Annotated in this window: 17 protein-coding genes; 4 read left to right on the top strand and 13 right to left on the bottom strand. The window is 61.8% G+C overall.

The annotated features are described in order from the left end of the window. The first annotated feature begins 85 nt into the window (after positions 1-85). The 3 genes from WKI89_RS05865 (at position 86) to WKI89_RS05855 (ending at position 5,764) form a co-directional block, all read left to right on the top strand. Positions 86-1,543 carry a hypothetical protein gene (locus WKI89_RS05865; protein ID WP_337868242.1) on the top strand — a complete coding sequence of 486 codons (1,458 nt, stop codon included), beginning with the start codon at positions 86-88 and terminating at the stop codon, positions 1,541-1,543. 96 nt (positions 1,544-1,639) lie between these two features. Continuing rightward, positions 1,640-3,304 (top strand): Ig-like domain-containing protein, encoded by a 1,665-nt coding sequence (locus WKI89_RS05860; protein WP_337868241.1) that lies wholly within the window; start codon positions 1,640-1,642, stop codon positions 3,302-3,304. A 15-nt stretch (positions 3,305-3,319) separates the two neighbouring features. Next, complete coding sequence (locus tag WKI89_RS05855; RefSeq protein WP_337868240.1) at positions 3,320-5,764, top strand: S8 family serine peptidase; 2,445 nt, start codon at positions 3,320-3,322, stop codon at positions 5,762-5,764. Between the two features lie 32 nt (positions 5,765-5,796). On the opposite strand, the gene WKI89_RS05850 is transcribed toward WKI89_RS05855, so the two are convergent. The 12 genes from WKI89_RS05850 to nifJ all read right to left on the bottom strand — a co-directional run bounded on the left by WKI89_RS05850 (position 5,797) and on the right by nifJ (position 19,752). Further along, a complete protein-coding gene (locus WKI89_RS05850) occupies positions 5,797-6,555 on the bottom strand; it encodes a 3-hydroxybutyrate dehydrogenase (protein ID WP_337868239.1) in 759 nt (252 codons plus the stop codon). A 25-nt stretch (positions 6,556-6,580) separates the two neighbouring features. After that, positions 6,581-7,285 carry an ABC transporter ATP-binding protein gene (locus WKI89_RS05845; protein WP_337868238.1) on the bottom strand — a complete coding sequence of 235 codons (705 nt, stop codon included), beginning with the start codon at positions 7,283-7,285 and terminating at the stop codon, positions 6,581-6,583. A gap of 58 nt (positions 7,286-7,343) precedes the next feature. Further along, a complete protein-coding gene (locus WKI89_RS05840) occupies positions 7,344-8,060 on the bottom strand; it encodes an ABC transporter ATP-binding protein (RefSeq protein WP_337868237.1) in 717 nt (238 codons plus the stop codon). After that, entirely contained in the window at positions 8,053-8,964 is a 912-nt protein-coding gene (locus WKI89_RS05835) for a branched-chain amino acid ABC transporter permease (protein ID WP_337868236.1), read from the bottom strand. The genes WKI89_RS05840 and WKI89_RS05835 overlap by 8 nt, the downstream gene beginning before the upstream one ends. Continuing rightward, on the bottom strand, positions 8,961-9,818 hold the full coding sequence (locus tag WKI89_RS05830) for a branched-chain amino acid ABC transporter permease (protein ID WP_337868235.1): 858 nt from the start codon (positions 9,816-9,818) through the stop codon (positions 8,961-8,963). The genes WKI89_RS05835 and WKI89_RS05830 overlap by 4 nt, the downstream gene beginning before the upstream one ends. A 167-nt stretch (positions 9,819-9,985) precedes the next feature. Next, positions 9,986-11,149, bottom strand: coding sequence for an ABC transporter substrate-binding protein (locus WKI89_RS05825; protein ID WP_337868234.1), 1,164 nt, complete (start codon positions 11,147-11,149; stop codon positions 9,986-9,988). Positions 11,150-11,243: 94 nt separating this feature from the next. Continuing rightward, positions 11,244-11,648 carry a MaoC family dehydratase gene (locus WKI89_RS05820; RefSeq protein ID WP_337868233.1) on the bottom strand — a complete coding sequence of 135 codons (405 nt, stop codon included), beginning with the start codon at positions 11,646-11,648 and terminating at the stop codon, positions 11,244-11,246. Then, a complete protein-coding gene (locus WKI89_RS05815) occupies positions 11,645-12,457 on the bottom strand; it encodes an alpha/beta hydrolase (RefSeq protein WP_337868232.1) in 813 nt (270 codons plus the stop codon). Before WKI89_RS05815 ends, WKI89_RS05820 begins: the two co-directional genes overlap by 4 nt. Next, positions 12,450-13,922: an AMP-binding protein gene (locus tag WKI89_RS05810; protein WP_337868231.1), complete on the bottom strand. Its 1,473-nt coding sequence runs from the start codon at positions 13,920-13,922 to the stop codon at positions 12,450-12,452. The genes WKI89_RS05815 and WKI89_RS05810 overlap by 8 nt, the downstream gene beginning before the upstream one ends. Further along, a complete protein-coding gene (locus WKI89_RS05805; RefSeq protein ID WP_337868230.1) occupies positions 13,913-14,935 on the bottom strand; it encodes a 3-oxoacyl-ACP synthase in 1,023 nt (340 codons plus the stop codon). Before WKI89_RS05805 ends, WKI89_RS05810 begins: the two co-directional genes overlap by 10 nt. Before the next feature lie 198 nt (positions 14,936-15,133). Then, complete coding sequence (locus WKI89_RS05800) at positions 15,134-16,159, bottom strand: dihydroorotate dehydrogenase-like protein (protein WP_337868229.1); 1,026 nt, start codon at positions 16,157-16,159, stop codon at positions 15,134-15,136. Beyond that, positions 16,156-19,752 (bottom strand): pyruvate:ferredoxin (flavodoxin) oxidoreductase, encoded by a 3,597-nt coding sequence (nifJ, locus tag WKI89_RS05795; RefSeq protein WP_337868228.1) that lies wholly within the window; start codon positions 19,750-19,752, stop codon positions 16,156-16,158. The genes WKI89_RS05800 and nifJ overlap by 4 nt, the downstream gene beginning before the upstream one ends. 132 nt (positions 19,753-19,884) lie before the next feature. Here nifJ and WKI89_RS05790 point away from each other — a divergent pair, with 132 nt between their 5' ends. Further along, on the top strand, positions 19,885-22,497 hold the full coding sequence (locus tag WKI89_RS05790; protein WP_337868227.1) for a hypothetical protein: 2,613 nt from the start codon (positions 19,885-19,887) through the stop codon (positions 22,495-22,497). Here the strand turns inward: WKI89_RS05790 and WKI89_RS05785 are convergent. Continuing rightward, positions 22,486-23,625: a DUF1343 domain-containing protein gene (locus WKI89_RS05785; protein ID WP_337868226.1), complete on the bottom strand. Its 1,140-nt coding sequence runs from the start codon at positions 23,623-23,625 to the stop codon at positions 22,486-22,488. The genes WKI89_RS05790 and WKI89_RS05785 overlap by 12 nt on opposite strands. Between the last annotated feature and the right edge of the window lie 354 nt (positions 23,626-23,979).

The raw sequence follows: 23,979 nt of genomic DNA, 5'->3' as shown, positions 1-23,979 counted from the left end.
AAAGCCTCATAAGAGCGTACTTTCTTAGCAGGCTCGGCCTGGGAGTCTTTCTGATAAAATTTAGCAAAGTTTTAGGCCTTTGGTTATGAGTACCCTCGAGCGCCTCTCCTCGCCGCACCAGTGGGATGCGCTGAGTGCTGAGCCGAGCCTGGATCTGCTGGCATTATTGCAGGCTTTGCCTACCTCACCCTTAAGAGAGGCACGACAGGCCTATGTGCTGCTGATGCTGGGCCGCTTGAACGAGGCACAAAAACTTTTGGATGGGGCAGGGCAGCACCCGCTGCTACAGGCCGTGCAGATGGCAATCTGGGTGGAGCAGCACCGCTTTACTCAGGTGCTCGAGGCTGCTCCCTTAAGCTTGGTCAGCTTGCCTGAGATGCTAGGACACGAGGCCCAGACCCGGGTCTGGCTCGAGCAGTCCAAAGCGCAGTTTCATCTTTGTCAGTACCGCGAGGCCTGGAAACTTTCACGACAAGCGGCGGTTCAGGCGCGGAAGCTGGGAATGTCTTCGCTCGCGCTGGTCTGCGATCTGCACGCTGATGAATGCTTCACCGCACTGGACGAGTCGGGGCTCGATCTCTCCCTCTACGAACAGACCTTGCGCCTACAGGTAGAAACCGCACCTTCGCAGGAGTCGCGGGTGATGGCCTATATGGCACTGGTGCGGCTCTTGTCCCGGCAGGGTATGTACGACAAAGCTATGCGCTTTACCCTCGAGGTGCCAAAACCGCTCAATGGCAAGCACTTTGTGGAGCTAATGCTGGTGCTTAACCGGCTCGACGATGAAAGCGATTGGCGCGAGTTAGAGCCTCGTTACCAGGGCCGCCTACACGCCATCGAGGGCTTATTGAGTCTGGATGCAGCATTTATCCTAAGCGGCCCACCGCCCGATCCCAGCTTTCACCCCCGACCAAGAGCCGAGTGGAACATTGCCTTTGGCTGGGCTAAGTTGAACCGAGGTGAGTACAGGGCCGCGCTGGATTACTTCCAGACGGCTTTTATCCCACGCTGCGAGTGGGACATTCGATTTGTGCGCGACATGGGCTTGTTGGAGCTTTATGTGTCGGCCCCAGAGATCATGGTCGAGTACGATCTCGAGCTTTTGATCCAGGAGACCCAAGCCTTATTAGTCGAGCGTATCAGTCCGCAGTCCCTCATCTTGCGCTTGATTCCACGGGCGATGCCCCACGCCACGACCTTATTGCTGGCGTTGCCCAATTCATGTCTAGCGCTACATGCATCGGCCCAGAATCAGCTCTTGCTGGTGAATCCAGCGGGTCTGAGTATTGCTGGCGTCACCCACGCCAACACTTCGGCGCTGGTGAAGCTGCTCGAGGGCGACACCGAAGGTATGACCCCAGGTGCCCTACGTACCAACCGTCACCGCCTCAACCTGTTCCTCCAGCAGTTTGGGCAGCCTACCGTGGTGCGAGGCCGGCTGGTTTGGACAGCAATCCAACACCTCGCCAGCAGTGCCGAGGATGCCGCGCTATGGCAGGAGGTGCGCGCACGGTATGCTCGAGCGTTTTCGTATGCTCCATAACTTTAAGTTTTATAGCTCCCTGTAACGCGACTGGGTTGCTGTAACGCAACCATAACACCCCTGTCACCAAGATGAGCGGATGACAGGAGGTAAGGAATGGTAAAGATAGTCCTGGGTGCGGGCAGGATTGGGCGCCATGCGGTCTTGCTGGCGCTGGTTTTGGTTGGATGGGGCTGCAAGGGTGGTGATACCCACCCACCCACCATTGTGAGCAGCGTACCGGCTAACGGTGCTACCGATGTCGCCTTGAGTGCTAAACTCTCTATCACTTTCTCCAAAGAGATGAACCAGGGTACGGTAGTGGTGAGCGTTAGCCCTGCGCTTAGCCTGGGCACACCGGTATGGAACAACCCTAGCTCGGTGGTCTACGACCCTTCCGATCTGGCGCCCGGCACCAGCTACACAGTGAGTGTAGAAGGTAAGGATCAAGCAGGTAACAACCTCTCCGGAAACAAAACCATCACCTTTCAGACCATCCCCCCACCCGACAACACCCCGCCCGCCACCCCCAGCGGGGTCAAGGCCACCGCGGGCGACGGTGAGTTCTTTGTGGACTGGAACCCCGGTACTGAGCCGGATCTAGCTGGCTATACGGTCTATGTGGGTTCTGCTGCCGATGCTCTGGTTCCCATCTTGTTTGTGGAGAAACCCGCTGCACTGGCCAGGGTGACTGGCCTCGAGAACGGCAAGACCTACTTCTATGCGGTGGACGCTCAGGACACCAGCGGAAACCGCTCGGCACGATCTGCCACCGCCAGTGTGACCACCAAGGACATGGTAGCCCCCACCCTGGCCTCCTCCGAACCTGCGAACGGGGCGCAAGACCTGATGCTGGTGCCTGCGTTGCGCTTCACCTTCTCCGAGCCTATGGACACTGCCTCAGTGGAGATCGGGATGTGCGTTAGCACCAACCCCCCCGCCACCGCCACCTGCGCCACCCCCACCGCGGTGAACTTCGGTGCACCTACCTGGAGTGAGGGCGACACGGTGGCCCGGTTTACCCCCACCGACCAGCTCCAAAGCGGCAAGACCCACGTGCTGGTAATCTCGGCCCGGGATAAAAGCGGCAACCTGCTTTCGGGACCCAATACCGTGGCCTTCTCGATGCGGGCCACCCCCGACACCACCCCGCCCATCGTAGTCTCGCGCAACACCGGCAGCACCCCCACCACTGGCCAGGGCTTTGTAGAGCTCACCTTTAACGAGGCCATGGACCAGCAGTCGGTGCAGGCGGCCTTCCTAAGCCAGCCGGCTATGGCTTGTAGCTGGGTCTGGACTGGCAACACCGCCCGTTGCAACGGTGCGCTCGTGCAGCTCTCCAACTACACCGTTACCCTCGGTATCGGGGCCAGGGACTCGGCGGGCAACGCCATGCTGGCCCCCTACCAGTTCGGCTTTACCACCCCCAACTTCAACCCCCGGGTGCTGAGCTTCACCCCCTCGAGCCGCTTCGGACCGCCGATTAATGTCTCGCCCACCTCACCCATCGTGCTCAATTTCTCCGAGCCGATGGAACAGCCCAGTACCCAGGCGGCCTTCGAGGTCAGGGTGGGTACCACCCTCATACCCGGTGCTTTCACCTGGAATACCGAGGGCACCCAGATGACCTATACCCCCAGCAGCTCTTACGGCTTTGGGGCCACCGTGAGCTGGAAGCTCGGTACCGGGGCAATGGAACTCGGCAGCGGGCGCGAGGTTCGCCTGCATATCCCCGCCGAAGTGAGTGGCTCGTTTACCACTCGATCTGTTATTGGCCCCTAGGCCCAGGAGAGAGCTATGCGCAAACTGTTTTTGGTTATCTTTATGGCTGCGCTGGCAGCCTGCCAGACCTCACAGCCACAACAACTTCCTTTGCCCACGGTAAGTGAAGATACCAGCCTCAAGCCCGCCAAACCATCGCTGCCACCCCTAGAAGACGGCCAACCCCGTCCCCTGGCCACCGTCCGCGATGCCAAGGGCAACCAAGCCGACTTTGTGGAGAACGAACTGATCGTCTCAACCGACGACACTGCTGCCTTAAACGCCTTCTTGGGGCGCTGGCAGGGTGTGGTGCTCAAAACCTTCGACCCCGCCCCAGCGGGCCTCACCGGCATGAGCAAGCAGCACCTGGTGCGGGTCAAGGCCGATGCCGCCGACACCGCCAAGCTCTCCGCCGACCTGCGCACCCTGGACAAGGACAGCCGGGGGGCGCTGGCCGTGTCTAGTGGGGCGGGCCACAAGCTGCTGGCCGCTGCCGCCCGCGAGGGGGCCAGCGGCCTGAGCGTGGGGGTCAACTGGGTCAGTCAAGGAAGTGTGTTCTCCGACCGGGCTACTGCCGAGGCCCCCAGCGGCGACACCCTGAGCGGGGTGGCCTACACCGTTAATGCCTTCAACTGGCCGCACATGAACAGCGGCGGGGTGAGTGTGCAGGACATCGGGGTGGCCGAGGCCTGGCGGGCCTTGGAGGCCGCGGGGAAAATCTCCAACCGGGTCAAGATCGGCATCCTGGACATGGGCTTCCAGCCCGACGCCGACTTCCCCCCCGGCTGGTTCGCCATCTCCAACGTGCCGCTGCGATCCGCTATCGGTACCCCCAACCTGCTGTCCTGCTCGGGCGGCAACGACTGCCCCTGGCACGGCACGGCGGTGGCCCATGCAGCAGCCGGGGTAGCCGACAACAACCACGGGGCGGCGGGCTCGGCGGGGCCGGTGGCCGACTTGGTGCTGGTCTATACCTCCTACGACCACTTCAGCGCCATCACCGCGCTCTCCGAGGCCCGCATCGCCGGGGCCAAGGTGATCAACATGAGCTACAGCGTGCCCATCCCGGCGGCGCTGGCCTGGAGCGCGATCCCGCTGGAGGTGGCCACCCGGGCCATCCGATTCAGCGGGGCCTTGATCTTTGCCTCGGCGGGCAACGACGGCAAGAACGTCGAGGCCGAGGACTGCTTCGTCGTTTGTTGGGAGGAGACCTGGCACGTGCCCTGTGAGAGCGGTGGGGTGATCTGCGTGGGCGGGCTGGCAGTCAACTCTAAGAACCGCGCCTCCGGCTCCAACTTTAGTTCCGATGACGGCGGCGACGACGACGGCGACGTGGAAATCTTTGCGCCCTACAGGCTTTGGGTCGGCCCCGACCCCGACAACCCGGCCAACCACGCCCGGCCCATCAGCGGCACCAGTTTTTCCAGCCCCTTCGCCGCCGGGGTAGCGGCCCTAATCTGGGCGGCCAAGCCCTCCTTGAGCGCGGGCGAGGTGGAGGACATTCTGAAGGAAACCGCCCACTCCAGCCCCGACCCCAAGGTGAAGAAGTACGTCAACGCCCTGGCGGCAGTACGCCGGGTGCTGGGCAACATCCCTCCCACCATCCAGATCAACACCAGCGGCACCGTCCAGATCGGGCAGGCAGGGACGCTCGAGGCCAGCGTCACCGACTTCGAGGATCCCTTCCCCTGCTGCACCATCACCTGGACCTCGAGCGTTGAGGGCAGCCTGGGCAGCGGGCGCAGCGTGGCCTTCAACCCCGCCACCTTGGGCCCCCGCACCATCACCGTCACCGCGACCGATAGCGGCGGGGCCAGTTCCACCGCCAGCCGCACGGTCAACGTAGTCAACACCGCCCCCACCGTGGCTATTAACTCGCCTTTCGGCGGCCAGCAGCTCTTCCGCGGGGTGAGCTACACCCTGCGCGGGGTCAGCTTCGACCCCAATGAACCCAACTTCCAGCTCACCTGCGACAAGCTGAGCTGGACCAGCAGCGCCGGGGGCGACGCCTTCCCCAAAACCGGCTGCGACGTAGCGGCCAGCTTTGGCTCCAACGGCCCGCGTACCCTCACCCTCACCGGCACCGACTCGCACGGCGGTAGCACCAGTGTCACCGTAAGCATCACGGTAGTGGATCCGCCCAGCAACCTGCCCCCGGTGGTGAACCTCACCAGCCCGCAGAACGGCATCAGCATCGGGCCGGATACGGTGGTCAAGCTCGCGGGCACCGCCACCGACCCCGAGGGTGGGGCGGTCACACTCTCCTGGGATGTGACCACCGGCTACAACCCCGCTACTGGCACCGGGTTCCAAACTTTGCCGGTCAACCCGGCCCCCAACGGCGACTGGAAGCCCTCCGACAGCATCAACTACACCAGTTGCGAGGTTAGCGACACCCTACGTCTGCGGCTCAAGGCCAGGGATCTGCAGAACAACGAGGGTTTCGACTTTATCGTGATAAAGGTCAGCCGCATCTGCTAGCAAAGAGGAAAGGGGTAAAGAGAGTTTGGTATTTACCGCGCGGTCCAGCCTAAATCTATCACTTGTGCTGAACCGGTAATGGCCCCGGCTTTGTCAGAGGCCAGAAAAAGTGCGTACTCCGCGACTTCCTCCGGCTCAATCAGGCGCTTGATGGCCGCCGGCGCCAGCATCACTTTCTCGATCGCTTCGGCCTCGGAGATGTGCAGGGTACGGGCCTGATCGGCAATCTGGGCCTCCACGATGCCGGTCTTGACATAAGCCGGGCAGATAGCGTTGCAGGTGATGCCATACTCTGCTACCTCCAGGGCCACGGTTTTGGTGAGCCCCATCAGCCCGTGTTTGGCCGAGATGTAGGCCGATTTATAAGGACTGGCCACCAGCCCGTGCAGCGAGGAGATGTTGAGGATGCGCCCCCATTTGCGCGCTTTCATGCCGGGCAGGGTGTACTTGATGAGCTGGAAGGGTGCGGTGAGCAATACCTGGAGCATCATGTTCCAGGTGTCTTCGGGGTATTCATCCACCGGGTTGATGCGCTGAAGACCGGCGTTGTTGACCAGGATATCAATGGGGCCATGCTCGAGCGCCCGCTGGGCCAGGTCTTTCACCGCGGCCTGACTGGAGAGATCGGCTTGAATGAAGATGCCTCCCACGGCCTCGGCGACCCTACTGGCCGAAGGGGAGAGGTCGTTTAGGATGACTCTGGCGCCCTCGCGGGCAAACACCTCTGCGATGGCTTTGCCAATGCCGCTGCCGGCGCCGGTGATGAGGGCCGTTTTTCCCTTGAGTTGCATGGCTTAATGCTATCTTGTCGGGGCCTCACAAAGCCAGATAGGCTTTCTGTACCCCTTGGTTGCTCAAAAGTTCCTGAGCACTGCCGCTCAAGACCACCTTGCCATGCTCTACCACATAGCCGCGGTCGGCCACTTCCAGCGAAAGCGCCACATTTTGTTCGACCAGCAGCACGCCCACGCCCTCGGCCTTGACCTGCGCGAGGGTGGAGAGCACCTCCTCGGCCAGCTTGGGCGAAAGCCCCAGGCTGGGTTCGTCCACCATCAGGATGCGGGGCCTGCCCATGAGGGCCCGTCCGATGGCCAGCATCTGCTGTTCGCCCCCGGATAGGGTTCCGGCTATCTGCCAGCGGCGCTCGGCCAGACGGGGAAACAGCTTGTAGATGCGCGCCAGCCCTTGGGTTCTGCCCGGCCAGGCCAGAAAGGCCGCTCCCAGCAGCAGGTTTTCCTCCACGCTCATCAAGGGAAAAAGCTGGCGGCCCTCGGGAACATGTCCCAGGCCCATCTGGGCACGCTTTGCGGCTGAAACACCCAGCAAGCTCTGCCCATCCAGCGCAATATGGCCTGCCCAGGGTTTGAGCAGGCCCGAGATGGTGCGCAGGGCTGTGGTTTTGCCCGCACCGTTGGCCCCCAGTAGGGCAACCAGTTCGCCCTGGGCCACCTCGAGGCCGAGCCCAAACAACACCTGGGCTTTACCGTAGCCGGCGGTAAGGTCGGTGACCGATAGTTTCACCTTGACCTCCTGGTGGCCGCCGGTGTCTGTTTTTGGGCAGTCTGGCCCGCGACCCCGATCATGCGCTCCTCCCCAGATAGGCCTCGCGTACTCGAGCATTGGCGGCCACCGCGTCGTAGGGGCCTTCGGCGATCACCTGACCGTAGTCCATCACCACCACCCGGTCGGCCAGCGCCCGTACCACCGGCATCAGGTGCTCAATAAACAGCACCGTCACCCCGCTGGCCCGGATGCGCTTGACCAGCTCGACCGCTTCCATGGCCTCGGCGGGGCGTAGCCCGGCCATCACTTCGTCCAGGAGCAGCAGTTTGGGCTGGGTAGAGAGGGCCCGGGCGAGCTCGAGGCGCTTGTCCTCCAAAAGCGTCAGCTCCCCTGCTTCGGTATCGGCTTTGGCCGAGAGCCCGGTTAGCTCGAGCACCTGTTGCACCACTTTCTGGGCCGTAGCCAGGGAAGTACCGGGTTTGCCGTAGAGGGCTCCCACCATCAAGTTTTCCCGCACCGTCATCTCGTGAAAGGGCTGCACAATCTGAAAGGCCCTTCCCAGCCCTCTCCAGGTTCGCACCTCGGGCACGCTGTGGGTAATCTCCAGCCCCAGAAACTCGATCCGTCCCGCATCCGGGCGGGTCAGTCCCGAAAGCAAGTTGAGCAGGGTGCTCTTGCCTGCCCCGTTGGGGCCAATGACGGCCAGGATTTCGCCCCCACGAACCTCCAGGTTCACCTCGTTGGCCGCTACCACCCCTCCAAAGCGTTTGGTCAGTCCGGAAACCTTAAGCATGGCGGGCTCCCCTGCGGCGGGCCAAAAGACCCATCAGGCCCTTGGGTAAAAACAGGATGGTCAGCACCAGAATCACCCCATACACCACCAGGTAGCCCTCGCCAATGCGCAAGCGTAGCCAGGTCTCGAGGCTCACAATAATCAAGCCGCCCAATAGCGGCCCGGTGGTGGTATAGAGCCCCCCAAAAATTGGTATCACCAGGGCTTCAACGGCCCGGCCCAGACCAAAGGCATCGTAGGGGGAGAGGAATAGCGTCTTCATGGCATAGACGCCTCCCGCCAGCCCAGCCAGGCAAGCCGAGATCATGAAAGCAACCAGCTTGACCCGCACCACCGAGACCCCCAGCACACGGGCCACCGCTTCCCCCTGGCGCGTAGCGGCCATCGCATAGTTAAGGCGGCTGCGGCTCATTAGCAGGCTCACCAGCGTACAGATGATCAAGACGGCTACTGCCAGATAGTAACCCCCCAGTGGGTATGCGCCGGCAAAAGCGGGCTGTACCGGCAGACCAATTGAGCCGCCCGTAAACTGCGCTTTGAGTACCAGGGTGCGCATAACCTCGCTAAAAGCCAGGGTTGCAATGGCGAAATACATGCCCTGTAGCCGCAGGGTTGCCAGCCCCAACAACAGGCTGGACAGTGCGGCAATGCCCCCTCCTACCAGCAAGGCCGGGATGGTGCCCAGGGCCGGTATGGAAAGTGCTGTGGCATAGGCCCCTAGGCCAAAAAAAGCGCCGTGGGCCAGCGATAGTTGCCCGGTGCGGGCCAGCAGATCCCAGGCCAGCGCCAGGCCACTAACCAAAAAGGCAAACTGGGCAGCATCCAGCAGGAAGGCCCGCCACGAACCCAGGGGAAGCCCCGGCAAAACCAGGGCCAGCAGGAGTAGAGCCCCCGCCAGCATCATGCCAACCTCCAGCTACGCCAGGTCAGCGCTATAAAGATAACCAAAAAGAACACCGCCTCCACCCAGCCACCCCCACCGGGCACATAGGTACTTACAACCGCCTCGGCTAAAGCCAGAACGATGGCGGCAGGAACCACCCCCCGCAAGTTGCCCAAACCCGCCATCACGATAATGGCGAAGGCCTTGAGGGTGTAGGCAAAACCCACCGTGGGGGAGGCGTACAACATCACCGATAGCATCACCCCAGCCACCCCGGCCAGCGCAGCGGAAAGACCAAAAGCCAGCAGATAAATCTGTTGGGTCTCGATACCCAACAGACCCGGAGCCAGACGATTCTGCGCCACGGCTCGCACCGCAAACCCCAGCCGGGTTCGGCCCAAGAACCAGTACAACCCACCCAAAAGCCCCACCGACAACACAAAAGCTGCAAAAGGCGGAACGCCAAAGGAAACGCCCCCCAACGCTATGGTAGCGCCCTGATAGGCCGTCGAGACCACGCGGGTATCGGCCCCAAACAAGAGCAGGGCGATGTTTTGTAGGGCCACCGAGATGCCAAAGGTGAGCAGCATCTGATTGAGCTCAGGTGCTGCCAGCACCGGGCGTATCAGGCCATAGTAGGTGATGGCGCCCACCAGAAAAAGCACGATGGCGGCCAGGCCCAAGGAGATCATTGGATCGATGCCTGCCGAGACAAAAAGCAGGTAGGAGACGAAAGCCCCAATCATGGAGAACTCGCCGTGGGCGAAGTTGACGATACCTACAACGCCCACCGCCAGGGCCAGCCCGCTGGCCACCAGGGCGTAGATGCCGGCAGCCAGAATGCCGTTAATAAGCGTCTGCAAAAGAAGTTCCATAGTCTGGGTTGAAGGTTTGGAGTTGAGGGCAGAGCGTCGGAAGCCTGAACGGCTGCTCTACGCCAGCCCCCTGCCCTCTACTCGTTACTGCCACGGATTTTCCCTCATCCTGGGGCCCTGCAGGAAGCGCAAATACGCTGTTTTCCGTGACGGGCTTCCCGTGGGGTCTAGTAGTTGCCGGGGAAGCGCAAGGGACGGGCCGCGCGATTGGCCGGGAAGACCGGGCGGCGTGAACCTTCCAGGTATTGGAACTGTAGCCAGATGCTCTGGTTGAAGCCCTGGAACCTGGTTCTGCCGGTATCGGATGGCTTGAAGGAAAGCGGGCCGAAAGGCGTGTCCATCTGTACCTTGGCCAGTTCAGCCGCAATGCGATCCTTATCGGCTGAGTTAGCTGCCTCAACGGCGCGGCCCAGACTGAGCGCTATCACATAGCCCATCGGCGCCATGTACTCGTCGGTAACCTCGTTATACTTCCGGCGGTAAAGGGTTACGAATCGGCGGCTTTCATTGTTGGCCACAGAGGGCAGCCAGGCCGTCATTCCGGCGATATCGTTGGAGAGGTTGTTCTTTTCAAAACCCAAAGGCCAGGCGGGCGGAGCACCGTAAATCAGCTTGGGTTCTAGCCCCACTTGCCGGGTCTGGGCGGCGATGGGGAGGGCATCCACGTCGTAGCCAATCCAGTACAGAATGTCCGGACGGAACGACTTGAACCGGGTCAGAATGGCCGTGAAGCTGCCGGAGCCCGACTTAAAGGGCTCGGCTTGCACGGTGTAGCCCTGGTTTTGCAACTGCTGGCGGTAGGTTTGAATGCCGGCCGAGCCAAACGGCCCATCCTCGTACAGGATGGCTACCCGGCGGGCCCCGTTGTCGTAGAGCGATTTGAAAAAGTCCAGCGCGGCCGCCACGTTGTGGTAGTCCCAGGGGTGGTAGTGGAAGAAGCGCCCATAATCGCTAAAAGCCTGCTCAACCACACTGCTGGCCGCACCGATGCACAAAAACAGCGGATTGTATTGCTTGACCGGGCCGGAAAGGGCAAAGGTTACGCCTGAGGCCAGCCCGCCAATCACGATGTCTACTTTGTCTACGGTCATCAGCTTGGTGAGGGCCGGAACTGCGGCAGCGGGCGCGTTGCCGTCGTCCACCACTACCAGCTCTATCTTGACTTTCCCCCCTGCATTCACCTGATCCACGCCAAGCTGCACACCGTTGAGCGCAGCCTTACCTGCCACCGTCGAGATAGGCAACAGCACGCCTACCCGCACCGTGGTTTGGGCCAGCGCAAGACTGGCCATGCCTAAGACGACCCACAGAACCACCAAAACTTTTTTCATGCCTTCCTCCTAAGAGCGAAACCTTGACTTATCCCTTTCCCTACGGATTCAGGAAAGGGGGAGTGGGATAAAAGGTTGACCAAAAGACCAGCCATCAGATGACCTCCTCATACAGAACGGTAGCCTCTCCGGTGATGACCTGTTCTCCATGCTGGTTGGTACAGATGGTTTCCAGCGTCAGAATAGGTTTGTCCTCGCGGATGGTTTTGACCGTGATGGTGGCGGTGATGGTGTCGCCGATGTAGGTAGGCCGCAAAAACCTCAGGTTCTGGCCCAAATACACAGCACCTACCCCAGGAAGTTTGGTGCCGATGGCGGTCGAGATCAGTCCGGCTACCAGGATTCCCTGGGCGATGCGCTGACCGAAGCGACTTTTCTTGGCAAACTCAGCATCTACGTGCAAAGGATTGGTATCCCCCACCGCACCGATAAAGTGCGCGATATGGGCTTCGCCGATGGTCTGGCTATAGCTGGCGCTGTCGCCCACCTTGAACTTCATGCTCTGACCTCCAGGAAGGATAAGATTTCTTGTGCGAGAAGCGCTGTGTTTTCCAGGGCCGCAACGTGCCCCACGCTGGGAAGCACGTGGTGTACGGTCTGGGGAATCGCATTGGCAATTTCCTGGCTGTAAAAAGGCGTAAACAGCAGGTCTTCTTCCCCTGAGAGTACCAGGGTAGGCACCCGGATACCACGCAGTTGAGGCCGCAAATCTTCCAGGGTGAGGAAGCCGGCCAGCAGGTTTTTTTGGGCCTCCAAGGTAGGGGCCTGCTCGGACATTTGTTCCAGGGCTTGAGGGGTGTTGATTTCGGGGTGGCTTTCTAAAAAGGTTCTTCCCCAGATCCAGGGCAGGGCGATTTGCAGGCGTCCCCTGGTTCCACCGTGTTCCAAGGCCCACTGCCAACTTTCGACCTTGGCCCGAGTAAGCGGATCGAGCCGCGGTGTGGTGCAGAGCAGGATGAGCTTTTGCAGGCCCCTGGGCTGCCGGATGGCGTGAATTTGAGCGACAATACCCCCGTTGGAAAGCCCCAGCAGGTAGTAGTTGTCAATCCCCAGGGTTTGCAAGAGCACTTCTAGGTCGTCGGCATGGAGTGCCGGGGTGTAGGGCCCTTCGGGCACCGCGCTCTGGCCTTGGCCGCGCATGTCATAGCGCAGGACGGTAAAACCTTGCAGGTGCGGCATGAGTGGCTCCCAGGCCTCGGTACGCTGAAAGATGCCGTTGGCAAGCACCAACACCGGGTTTTGCATGGGCTCGGCAGGGCCGTCTAGTTGGTAGTACAGCTCGGTTGTGCGGATGGCAAGCCTAGGCATGCTGCCTCCTAAAACGTGCTACCAGCTCCGTTTTGAGGATTTTGCCCGGCCCACTTTTGGGTAGTTCTGAGGTGAAGTAAAAGTATTTGGGTACCTTGTATCCAGCCAGCCTGCTTTTCAAAAAGTGGCGCAGGTCTTCCTCGCTGACGGGGCTTTTGAGCACTACCGCGGCCAGGCCGACCTCGCCCCACCGAGCATCGGGAACCCCGACCAAGGCGCACTCGAGCACCGCCGGATGGTCGTAGAGGGCACGTTCGATCTCGATGGGATAGACATTCTCCCCACCGGAGATAAACATCTCCTTGGCCCGCCCCACGATGTAGTAGCGTCCGGCTTCGTCGCGCTGGGCCAGATCGCCGGTGCGCAGCCAGATGCGACCCTCGTGCTCAACCAGGGCCTCGGTGGTTTGTTCTGCTTGCCCATAGTAGCCCGACATGACCACCGGCCCTCCCAGCCATAGCTCGCCTTCTTGCCTTACGTCTTTTCCCTCGGCATCCGCCAGCCGGGCCCAGAGATGCGGCATGGGGTAGCCGACCGATTCGGGGAACTGCTCCGCCTCGTCTGTGTCCAGGGTGAAGCAGTTGACACCGCACTCGGTAAGGCCATAGCCCTGTTTGAAGCGAACCTGCTTGGTCTTGAAAGCCTGCCGCACCGGAGCCGGGCAGGGGGCTCCGCCCGAGATGGCCCAGCGCACACTTTGCAGATTGGCCGAGGCGAAATCGGCATGCTGGGCCAGCATTTGGTACATGGTGGGCACCAGAAACAACAGGCTCACCTGATGCTCCGCGACCCAGCGGAGGTACTCGGCGGGGTCGAATTTCTCCTGAATGATCACGCTGGCCCCGAGGTAGAGCAGCGGGGTACACAAAGCATTGAGGGCGGCATGGAACATGGGCGTCGAGACAATGTAACGGTCCTCGTGTCGCAAACCCCAGCTCATGCAGGTCTGGAAGGCGTTGGTCAGTAGTTGCCGGTAGGGAATCTGGGCTCCTTTGGGTAGCCCGGTGGTACCGCCGGTGAACAGGATGAGGGCGGTGTCCTCGAGCCCGGCCTGGTAGGGGCTGAGTGGTCCAGCCGGAAGGGTGTGCAGGGCCTCGAGGGCGTAGGAAGACGGGTGCAGTTTTTGGGCCTGCTCGGTGAAGTCCGCTCCATAGAAGAGCGCCTTGGGTTTGATGTATTCGACCAGGCCTTTCAGCTCCGCCTCGCTCAAGCGGTAGTTGAACAAGGTGGGGATGAAACCCAGCAGCGGCGCGGCGAAGAAGAGCTCGAGGTAACCGATATGGTTCAGGCTCAAGACCCCTACCCGGTCTCCCTTCTGCACCCCCAGCCCCGCCAGCGACCGGGCCGCCCGAACAGCCCGCCCGTATAGCTCGGCATAGCTCACCCAGCGCCCCCGCCAGAACACTGCGGGACGGTCTGGGTGGTACTCGGCTAGGCGGGCCAGCCAGTTGGCATTTAGCTCCATGCGCCCTCCGTTTCGGCCTCTTCCCAACGTAAGACGGCTGCGCCCCAGTGATACCCCACCCCTGCCGCGGCCAGCGCCAGAAGGCTGCCCGGGCCAATCTGGCCGGTCTGTTTGGCCAACCGAATGGAAAGAATGGGGTCTATCTGGCCCAGGTGCCCATAGTCGGATAGATAAATCGAGCGCTCCTCGAGCAGTCCGAGACCATCCAGAACCGCTTTGTGGGCCGAGGGCTTCATGTGCAAGAGGGCCAGATAATCCAGGTCGGCAGCGGTATAGCCCGCCTGCCGTAAAGCCCCGTGGATCACCTCCATAAAACCGGGTATCGAGACCTCTTGCAGCCGGGACTTCATCAGCTCGGGTTCGGCCACGCGCAGCTTGTACTGGTCGGTGTTGGTGTGGTTGAGAGGGGCTACGGTGCCCCCCACCGGAACCCGCACGGCATTGGCCAGCATGGAGTCGGTCTTGAGCTGGCTGGAGAGCAGTTTGAGGCCGGGCCCCTTGCGGCTCAAAACCGCGGCGCCGCCCCCTGCGGCCAGGTCGTACATAAAGCGCACTGCTTCGTCGCGGAAATCAATCAGGTCGCCGTTGCGATAGCCCCCGGCAATCAGAATCGTTTGTACCTCCGGGCGGCTGGCAAAGAGGCCCTCTGCCACGGCCAGGGCGGTTACGAAGGTGGCGCATTTCTGGTTCAGGTCGAAACACCAGGCCCGGTGGGCCTGTACCATCTGGGCAATGAGCGGCGCACTGGTCCAGACGGGGTAATCTTTATGCTCGTCGGTAATGCTGATCACCACGTCTATGGCCGACGCCTCCACCTGAGCTTCGGCCAGGGCCTGTTCGGCAGCCCAGTCGCCCATGCGGGCGGGATGGTCGTCGGGGCCCGGAACGGGCTTTTGATTAATACCCAGCTTGTCCCGCACAACCCACTCCGGCAGGCCGCTGGCAGCGGCAATCTCGCTGCTGGTCATGCGTGGAACAGGTAGGTAAACCCCTAGGCCCCGTAGATATGCCATCTCAAACCCCAAGACTTGATTGAGGTGAATTTACCCAGGGGTTGTTACAAACTTGTTACACGCCTGATACCGGTCCGCTTTTTTCGCCGAACAGAGCTAGGGGGTGCTCTACTTCGGTAAGCTTGGCAACCGTGCGTCGGCAGGCTCAGCAAACGTAGGATTCGACAGGATGGCCGCTCGAGGTTTTTTGTTGGCAGGCTATTTGACGAGCCTGCCGGTAGGGTCGGGCCGCCAGGAGCGGAGTACCTTCATGTAGTTGCCCCGCTCGAAAGCGTCGGGGTTGGCGACATGCTTCTGGCTCATGCTACCCTGCATCTGCCGGATGGATTCGTATTCGTGCTCCTGCATCCAGGTTTGCAGGTCTTGCAGAATGGCTCCTACCCGCTCCACGCCATTTTTCAGCAACTCCGAGGCCATCATGACCACCTTAGCCCCCGCCATCATGCCCTTGAGCACCTCGAGGTGCGAGTGTACCCCACTGGTAATGGCAAAGTCGGCCTGGATACGCCCGTACAGAATAGCGATCCAGGTCAGCGGCAGGCGCAACTCATCGGCACGGCTCAGTACCAGGTTGGGGGTTACCTCCAGATGCTCCAGGTCAAAATCCGGCTGGTAAAAGCGGTTGAAGAGCACCAGTCCCGAGGCGCCGGCCTGCACAAAACGAGCGGCCATGTGGGTAAAGTTGCTGAAGTAAGGCCCCACCTTTACCGCGATCGGGATGGTAACGCTCTGGCTGACGTCCCGCACCACATCCAGATACATTTCTTCCACCTCGAGGCCGGTCAGGGTGGGGTCGGTAGGAAGGTAATACAGGTTCAGTTCGATGGCATCGGCTCCGGCTTCTTGCATCATTCGGGCATACTCGATCCAGCCCCCCGACGAGACCCCATTCAGGCTGCCCATGATGGGAATTTGGGTGGCCTCCTTGGCCTTGCGAAGAAGCTCCAAATACTCGTGTGGCCCCACATTGAACTGGTCTGGCTGGGGAAAGTAGTCCAGCGCTTCGGCGTAGCTATGGGTGCCATATTCCAGATAGTGATGCAGCGCATGGCTTTCCTGCTCGATCTGCTCCTCGAAAAGCGAGTACATCACCACCGCTGCGACACCTGCGTCCTCGAGCCTGCGAATTCCATCCAAGGTATAAGAGAGGGGCGAGGCCGAGGCGACCACTGGATGGGCCAGCTTAATCCCCAGGTAGCTAGTGCTCAGGTCGGGCTTGCTCATACTTCCTCCCTTGCCGTAGCCGGTGATGCAGTGGAAGGGCTTGGTTGAGGGGTTCCTTCTTCTGCCGCAACCCCGGCCATTTGTTCATAGTCCCTCCAGCGGGCCAAGATGGCCTCCTGGGCAGCCTGGAACATCTGCTCGGCCGCTTGTGGGTTGATCTGCCGCAGCATGCGGTAGCGGTTTTCGTGCAGCGCGTAGTCCTTGAAGCCAATCTTGGGCGGCCTAGAGTCGAGTTGGAAGGGGTTCCTGCCCTGGGCTTTCAGGCGGGGGTCGTAGCGAAAGAGCGGCCAGTAGGCCGATTCGGCGGCCAGTTTTTGTTGTTCCATGCCTTTGGCCATATCAATGCCGTGGGCGATGCAGTGGCTATAGGCAATAATCAGGGCCGGGCCGGGGTAACTCTCGGCTTCCAAAAAAGCTTTCACGGTCTGGGCATCGTTGGCGCCCATGGCCACCTGGGCTACATAGACATAGCCATAGCTCATGGCGATGCGCCCCAGGTCTTTCTTGGGGGTGGATTTACCACCGGAAGCAAACTTCGCCACCGCTCCCAGCGAGGTGGCCTTGGAGGACTGACCACCGGTATTGGAGTACACCTCGGTGTCGAGCACCAGGAGCTTAACGTTGCGTCCGCTGGCCAGGACGTGATCCAGCCCCCCAAAGCCAATGTCGTAAGCCCAGCCATCGCCTCCTACAATCCATACCGACTTGCGTACCAGGACATCCGCCAGGCTCAGCAGGTCCTTGGCCTTTGCGTCTTCCTGGCCCTCCAGTCTGGATTTCAAGAGCGCAACGCGCTCACGCTGGGCATCTATGCCGGCCTCGTCGGACTGATCGGCCTGCAGCAGCGCATCCACCAGTTCAGCGCCCAGCTTTTCCCGCATCTGGCCCAGTAGTTCTCTTGCATACTGGTTTTGTTTATCCAGGGTAAGGCGCATTCCCAGACCAAACTCAGCGTTGTCTTCAAACAGGGAGTTGCTCCAGGCGGGGCCGCGCCCCGCGCGGTTTTTGGTCCAGGGGGTGGTGGGGAGGTTTCCCCCGTAGATGCTCGAGCAGCCGGTGGCGTTGGCAATTAGACAGCGATCGCCGAAGAGCTGGCTCAAAAGTTTCAAGTAGGGGGTCTCGCCACAGCCTGCACAGGCCCCCGAGAACTCGAACAACGGTTGCAGCAGTTGTACGTTTTTGACCGTGCTGAAGCTCAGGCTGTCGTGACGTGGGTAATCGGGCAGGTTCAGGAAGAACTCCCAGTGTTCGCGGCCCTGGGCCCGCAGGGGTAGTTGGGGTTCCATGTTGATGGCTTTGCGACCGACCTGGCTTTTGTTCTTGGCCGGGCAAACCTCCACACACAGCGAGCAACCCGTGCAGTCCTCTACCGCAACTTGTAGGGTGTAGCGCTGGTCTTCCAATCCCTTCCACATCGCTTTAGCCGTCTGGAAGCCTGCCGGTGCTTGAGCAAAGGCTTCGGGTGGGGCTACCTTGGCCCGAATAACCGCGTGGGGGCAGACCAGCACGCACTTACCACACTGAATGCAGACCGCGGGATCCCAGACCGGCACCTCCTGGGCGATGTTGCGCTTTTCCCACTGGCTGGTACCTGTTGGATAGGTGCCATCTGCGGGAAGGGCGCTTACCGGAAGGTTATCGCCTTTACCGGCCAGCATGGGTGCGGTGACGGTCTGCACGAAGGCGGGGGCTTGGGGCGAGACCACTGGGGGCATCCGAAGGGTGCTGGTGGGGGCAGCGGGTACCTCGATGGGGTACAGGTGGGCCAGGGCAGCGTCTACGGCGGCAAAGTTCTTGCGAACCACTGCTTCTCCGCGTTTTCCATAGGTTTTGCGGATGGCCTCCTTGATTTTCCCAATGGCCTCTTCGCGCGGCAGTACGCCAGAGAGGGCAAAGAAACAGACCTGCATCACCGTATTCATCAGGTTGCCCAGCCCCACATCCCTGGCGACCTTATAGGCGTTGATGGTGTAGACGGTCAGCTTCTTCTCGATGATTCGGGCCTGCACTTCGTAGGGCAGGTGGTTCCAGGTCTCGGCTGGGTCGTGGGGGCTGTTGATGAGCAGGGTAGCCCCCTCCCGTGCAGTTTCCAGCACGTTGTAGCGCTCGAGGAAACCGAACTGGTGCACCGCTATGAAATCGGCCTCCTGAATCAGGTAGGTGCTGCGGATGGGTTTGGGACCAAAACGCAGGTGGCTGATGGTGCGTGCCCCCGACTTTTTGGAGTCGTAGACGAAATAGCCTTGAGCGTAGAAATCGGTCTCCTCGCCGATAATTTTGATGGAGTTTTTGTTGGCCCCCACCGTCCCATCCGACCCCAGGCCCCAGAACACCGAACGCTTAACTTCGGGGGGTTCGATGCACAGGTTGGGGTCGTAGGGCAGACTGGCATGGGATACGTCGTCGTGGATGCCCAGGGTGAAATGGTTTTTGGGGGAGGGCTTTTTCATTTCCTCGAATAGGCCGATGAGCATGGCGGGTGTAAACTCTTTTGAAGAAAGCCCGTACCGACCCCCAATAACCAGCGGACGGTTTTGGGAAAGGCCCTCGGCCACGGCGGTGACCACGTCTTGATAAAGCGGTTCGCCGGCGCTGCCGGGCTCTTTGGTGCGGTCGAGTACGGCAATAACCCGTACGCTGGACGGAAGGGCCCCGATAAAAGCCTCAACGCTGAAAGGGCGGTAGAGCCGCACCTTCACGAGCCCAACCTTTTCATCCTGGGCTTGCAGGTACTCGATTGTTTCCTGGGCGGTCTCGGCCCCCGAGCCCATCAGTACCACAACCCGTTCGGCATCGGGTGCGCCATAGTAGTCGAATAGCCTGTACTGCCGCCCGGTGCGCTCGGCAAAGCGGTTCATGTAATCTTGCACGATGCCTGGAACCCTCTGGTAATAGGGATTGACGGTCTCTCGAGCCTGAAAATACACATCCGGGTTTTGGGCGGTTCCGCGCAGCACAGGGCGGTCGGGGGAAAGGGCCCTGGCCCGGTGCGCCCGGATCAACTCTTCGTTGACCAGTGCGCGGAGGTCTTCGTCGTCGAGTGCTTCAATCTTCATCACCTCGTGGGAGGTGCGGAATCCATCCATGATGTGCAGAAAGGGAATGCGGCTCTCGAGGGTGCTGGCCTGGGCAATCAGCGCGAAGTCTTGAGCTTCCTGTACCGAACCTGCAAACAGCATGGCCCAGCCGGTAGCCCGCGTGGCCATCACATCCGAGTGGTCGCCAAAGATGGAAAGCCCCTGGGCAGCGATCGAGCGAGCAGCGATGTGAAAGACCGTGCTGGTCAGCTCTCCCGCAATTTTATACATATTGGGGATCATGAGCAGCAGGCCCTGGCTGGCGGTGAAGGTGGTGGTGAGGGCTCCGGTTTGCAGGGCCCCGTGTACAGCCCCGGCAGCCCCTCCCTCGGACTGCATTTCCTGAACCAGAGGTACCGTACCCCAAAGGTTGGGGCTGCCCTGGGCGCTCCACTGGTCGGCAAACTCGCCCATGGGCGAGGAAGGGGTGATGGGGTAGATGGCAATAACTTCGTTGAGCTTATGGGCGACTCTGGCAACCGCCTCATTCCCATCTACGGTGATTACCTGGCGCATGGTGGCCTCCTGAAAAGAACCTAGTCTTAATCTAGTCTTTTCCCCAGGGACACATTGCCCTTCGATTGCTTTGGGTCAGGCTCAGAACATTTCAATGCCGGGCCCTGCCAAGGCGAGATAAACTATGTCTTAATGCCCTACCGAGTGCCCAAAAGTCGGTTGCTTCCTCCCCGCACCGCGCGGGAGGTGGAGCGGCAACGCCTGAGCGAGCTACTGCATCGGGGCTTTACCAAAAGCCCGCTGATGGTGCTGGCGGCAGGGGCTGGGTATGGCAAGTCCACGCTGCTCTCGGCCCGCCCCGCGGTCTGGCTTACCCTGGGGGAGGACTGCTCAGATCCGGTGGTGCTGGGCTGGCACCTGCTGGAGGCGTATAGGCCGCGGTGGGGCCAGGGCTTGGACGGGGTTTCTTCGGCCCTCGAGCGCGGGGCCTGGGCCAGCGCCGGCGAGGCCATGCTCGAGGCCCTGAGCGCGGGGCCTCCCCACCTGCTGGTACTGGATGAGGCCCAGCGGGCCGCCAGCCGGGAGAATGTGGCCCTGCTGCGAATGCTGATGCAGATTCCGGGTTTACACATTGCTGTACTAACCCGTCGGGCCGCCCCCTGGGAGGTGTTGGGGCGGGTGCTGGGCGAGGGCGAGCTGGCCTTCGACGCGGCGGAGGCTTTGCAGTTGGCCGAGGCCATTGCCCCCGAGCTGCCGGTTTTCGAGGTCGAGCAGGCCCATAGCCTGGTGCGGGGCTGGCCTCTGGGGTTGCGCTTGTTGTTGCGGGCCATGCAGCGGGGGGCCAAGCCAGAACAAGCCTTTTATGCCCATCCCGACCCCGCGGGCCTGCTGGCCTACCTGGTGCCGGCACTGCCGGACGAGGTGCAACAACTGGCTGCCAGGGCCAGCGTGCTGGGGGAGCTGGGGCCGGAGGAGACGGCCTGGGTAGGCGACCTGGGGTTGCTCGAGCGCTACGCAGCAGACTTACTGCTGGAAAGTGTGGGCAGCCGCATTCGCTTTCATCCTTTGGTACGCCAGGCGCTCATGACCCTGCTTCAGCCCGAGGAGGTGCGGAACCTGCTTTCCAGGGCCGCCGATGCTGTTTTGCAGCGGGGCGAGGATGTGCGGGCGGCGGGGTATTTGCTCGAGGCCGGACGCATGGGCCATGCCGCAGACCTGGTGCTGAGCAAAGGCCAGGCCTGGCTCTCCGAAGGGCTTACCTACACCGTGCTGGCGATGCTCGAGCGGCTACCAGAGGATATGCTGCGAACCCGTCCAGGACTGCGCTACTTGCATGCCGAGGCCCTTCGCCAGGCCGGGCGCTACGCCGAAGCCGAGCAGGTGTATCAGTTGGCCCTGCAGGAGGGCTTCCAGCGGGCCTTGCTGGGCTTGTCTCGGCTCTATCTCGATACCGTCGAGCCGGCCAAAGCCCAGGGGTATCTGCAGGCTGCGCGGGTCAGCTATCCCAAGGAGGCTGCACAGCTCTGGGCAGAAAACCTTCTCAACAGCGGCAGGGTAGAGGAGGCCAGGGCCCTGGGGCTGGATGGCCCTAGGGTTTGGCTGCGCAGCGGGCGGCCCGAACAGGCCCTGGCCGAACTGCGGCAGCTAAAGTCCAGCGCCACGGGCCGCGCACCACAAAACCACCGTGAAGGCACCCTTCTGCTGGCTTTGCTGGAGGCAGTGGCTGGAAATGCCCCAAGTGCCGAGGAGGCAGCGCAGAAAGGCCGACGTGAAGGAGAGACCCTGGGCAGCCCCTTTGTGGTGGCGCTGGCAGAGGCTCGGCTGGGGCATGCTTTACTGGCCCAAAACCGCTGGCAGGAAGCCAGAGAGGCCTACCAGCGTTCCCTTTCGCTCTCGCAAGGAGGCCCCTCTCGCCTCAGGGTAGAACCCTTGGGAGGGCTTGCGGCACTGGGTGAGCGTAAAGCCTTTGGCGAGATGGTACGGTATGCCCGCGAGTCGGGGGATGCCTGGGTGGAAGCCTTCATGACCCTGGTGGCGGCACAGGCGCACCTGCGCCGCGGCGAACCCTTTGCTTTGCCGGTACTGGCCGGGGTGGATGACCCATTCTTGCTGGCCCTGGCCAGAAACGCGCAATGGAAATCGGATCCAGAAGGGTTATTGGGGCGCTATCCCTTTCTGCAAAACGCCACGCTTTTTGCTCCACCAGTCCACCTTAGCCGCAGGCTCCTGTGGGAGGCTGGAAAGCTGGATGTGGCCTATCATCCCGGCGTGAGCGTTGAAATTCGCGCTCGAGGCCCGTTTCAGGTCTGGGTCAATCACCAGGAAGTGCGCCTTAAGCGCGAGAAAACCCGCACCCTGCTGGCCTTGCTGCTCATCCGCGACTGGAGCAAGGAAGCCCTGATGGAGGCCCTCGAGGTCTCCGACGGCGAGTTCAGGGTGCTGTGGTCGGAGCTGCTGGGCGCCCTCGAGCCCGGACGCCCGCCCCGCGCGCCTGGTTATTTCCTCAGGCCCTACGCCCTGTGTAGGGTTCCCGAGCTTCGGGTGGATTTATGGGAAGACGCTCGAGGCAAAGAAGGCCCCTTCGAGGGACTGGATCACCCGGTGCTCGAGCGCTACCGCGCGGCCTGGCTGCAGGATGTTCTGCGGGCCTGCCGCCAGAGCGATGCGCCGGAGGATTGGCTCTTTGGGCTTCGCCTCGACCCGCTGGACGAGGAGTTGCTGGCCCGCCTCGAGCACACCGAGCTGGCCGCCCTGGCCCGGCGCATTCACCGGGAGGCCTTAGAGGAGCTCGAGTTAGACAGCTAAAGCAGGGCGCGGATACAGCCAGCAGGTTTGCATATGGGATTGGGCATAGGCCCGCGCCTCGGCAGCCCAGTGGTGGGTATGGGCCAGGGCCTGTTCGGGCTCGAGCAAATCCGGGGTGAAGGGAATGCCAAGCAGCTTCTGGAGCCAGCCCGGGTTAATCGCCACCCCCTGCTCGGCCAGCGCCCCCAGGAGGGCCAGGCCCACGGCCAGCAGGTCAGCGGGCGGGCCCGCCCGGTGCACCTGCACCCCCGCGCAGCGTTGCCCCTGGTGTTTGGAGAAGTAAGGGGTGAAAAAGGTGGGCCTGAAGCGCACCCCCGGCAGCCCCAGTTCGTTCAGCCGCCGGGCCAGCCGGGCTGCGTCCAGCCCCGGTGCCCCCACCAGCCCAAACGGCAGCGCGGTGCCCCGCCCTTCCGAGGCTGCCGAGGCTTCCACCAGGGCTACGCCGGTATAGAGCCAGACGCTCTCGAGGTTGGGCAGGTTGGGCGAGGGCGGAACCCAGGGCAGGGCCTCGGGGCCAAAGGCAGCCTGGGGGTCGCAGGGGATGACCTCCACATCCGGGTCTACATAGCGGGCGCACTCTCCCAGGGTGAGGCCGTGGCGCAGGGGTAGCTCGAGCATCCCCACAAACGAGCGGTAGGCCGGTTGCAGGATGGGCCCCGAAACTGCAAAGCCCAGGGGGTTGGGCCGGTCGAGCACCACCACCCGCACCCCCCTCTGCCGGGCCGCCCCCAGCACCTGCACCAGGGTGGAAACATAGGTGTAGTAGCGCAGCCCCACGTCCTGCAAGTCCACCAGCAGGGTATCCACCTGGGCGATGAGGGCCGCCAGCTCGTCCGGCTTTTTTTCGTAGAGGCTGTGCGCGGGCAGGCCGGTAAGGGGGTCGGCGGCCATCTCGGGGGCCTGGCCGGCCTGCCCCGAGCCATCCACCCCGTGCTCGGGCCCAAACAGGCGCTCGAGTCGGATTCCTTTTTGCAGCAAGGCCACCGCAGCGGGAACCAGGTCGCGGGTCACCCCTGCCGGATGGCTCAACAGTCCAACGCGCCCTGTTTTTCCTAGAAGGCCAGGTTCATCGAGAAGCCGCTCGAGGCCGGTAGGCGCGAGCCCTGGGTTAACTGACGGCAAACTCATAGTTCGTTGAAATGCCTCGTCTATCGCTCGAGGCCCGTAGGGCGCGAGCTATGGGAAGTTGGTAGGCCTTCATTCATAAGCTGAGTGTGCCTCGTCTATCGCTCGAGGCCGGTAGGGCGCGAGCTTATGGAATTCTTGGAGCCTTCTTTCATAAGCTGCGTACGCCTCGTCTATGGCTCGAGACGCTCACTTCGGGGCGCACCGTTCTTACGCATTCAGAGTGATGCCCGAGCCTTGGCAAGTGTGCAAGATGAGCGCCCCGTGGCCGGTAGCCGCGAGCCCTTGGGTTAGCTGACGGCAAGCTCATGGCGTGTTGAGATACCTCGTCTATCGCTCGGGAAGATTTATTTGGGT

This window comes from Meiothermus sp. (genome assembly GCF_037443965.1).
Lineage (GTDB): Bacteria > Deinococcota > Deinococci > Deinococcales > Thermaceae > Meiothermus.
This window is presented reverse-complemented; position numbering and strand designations above follow the sequence as displayed.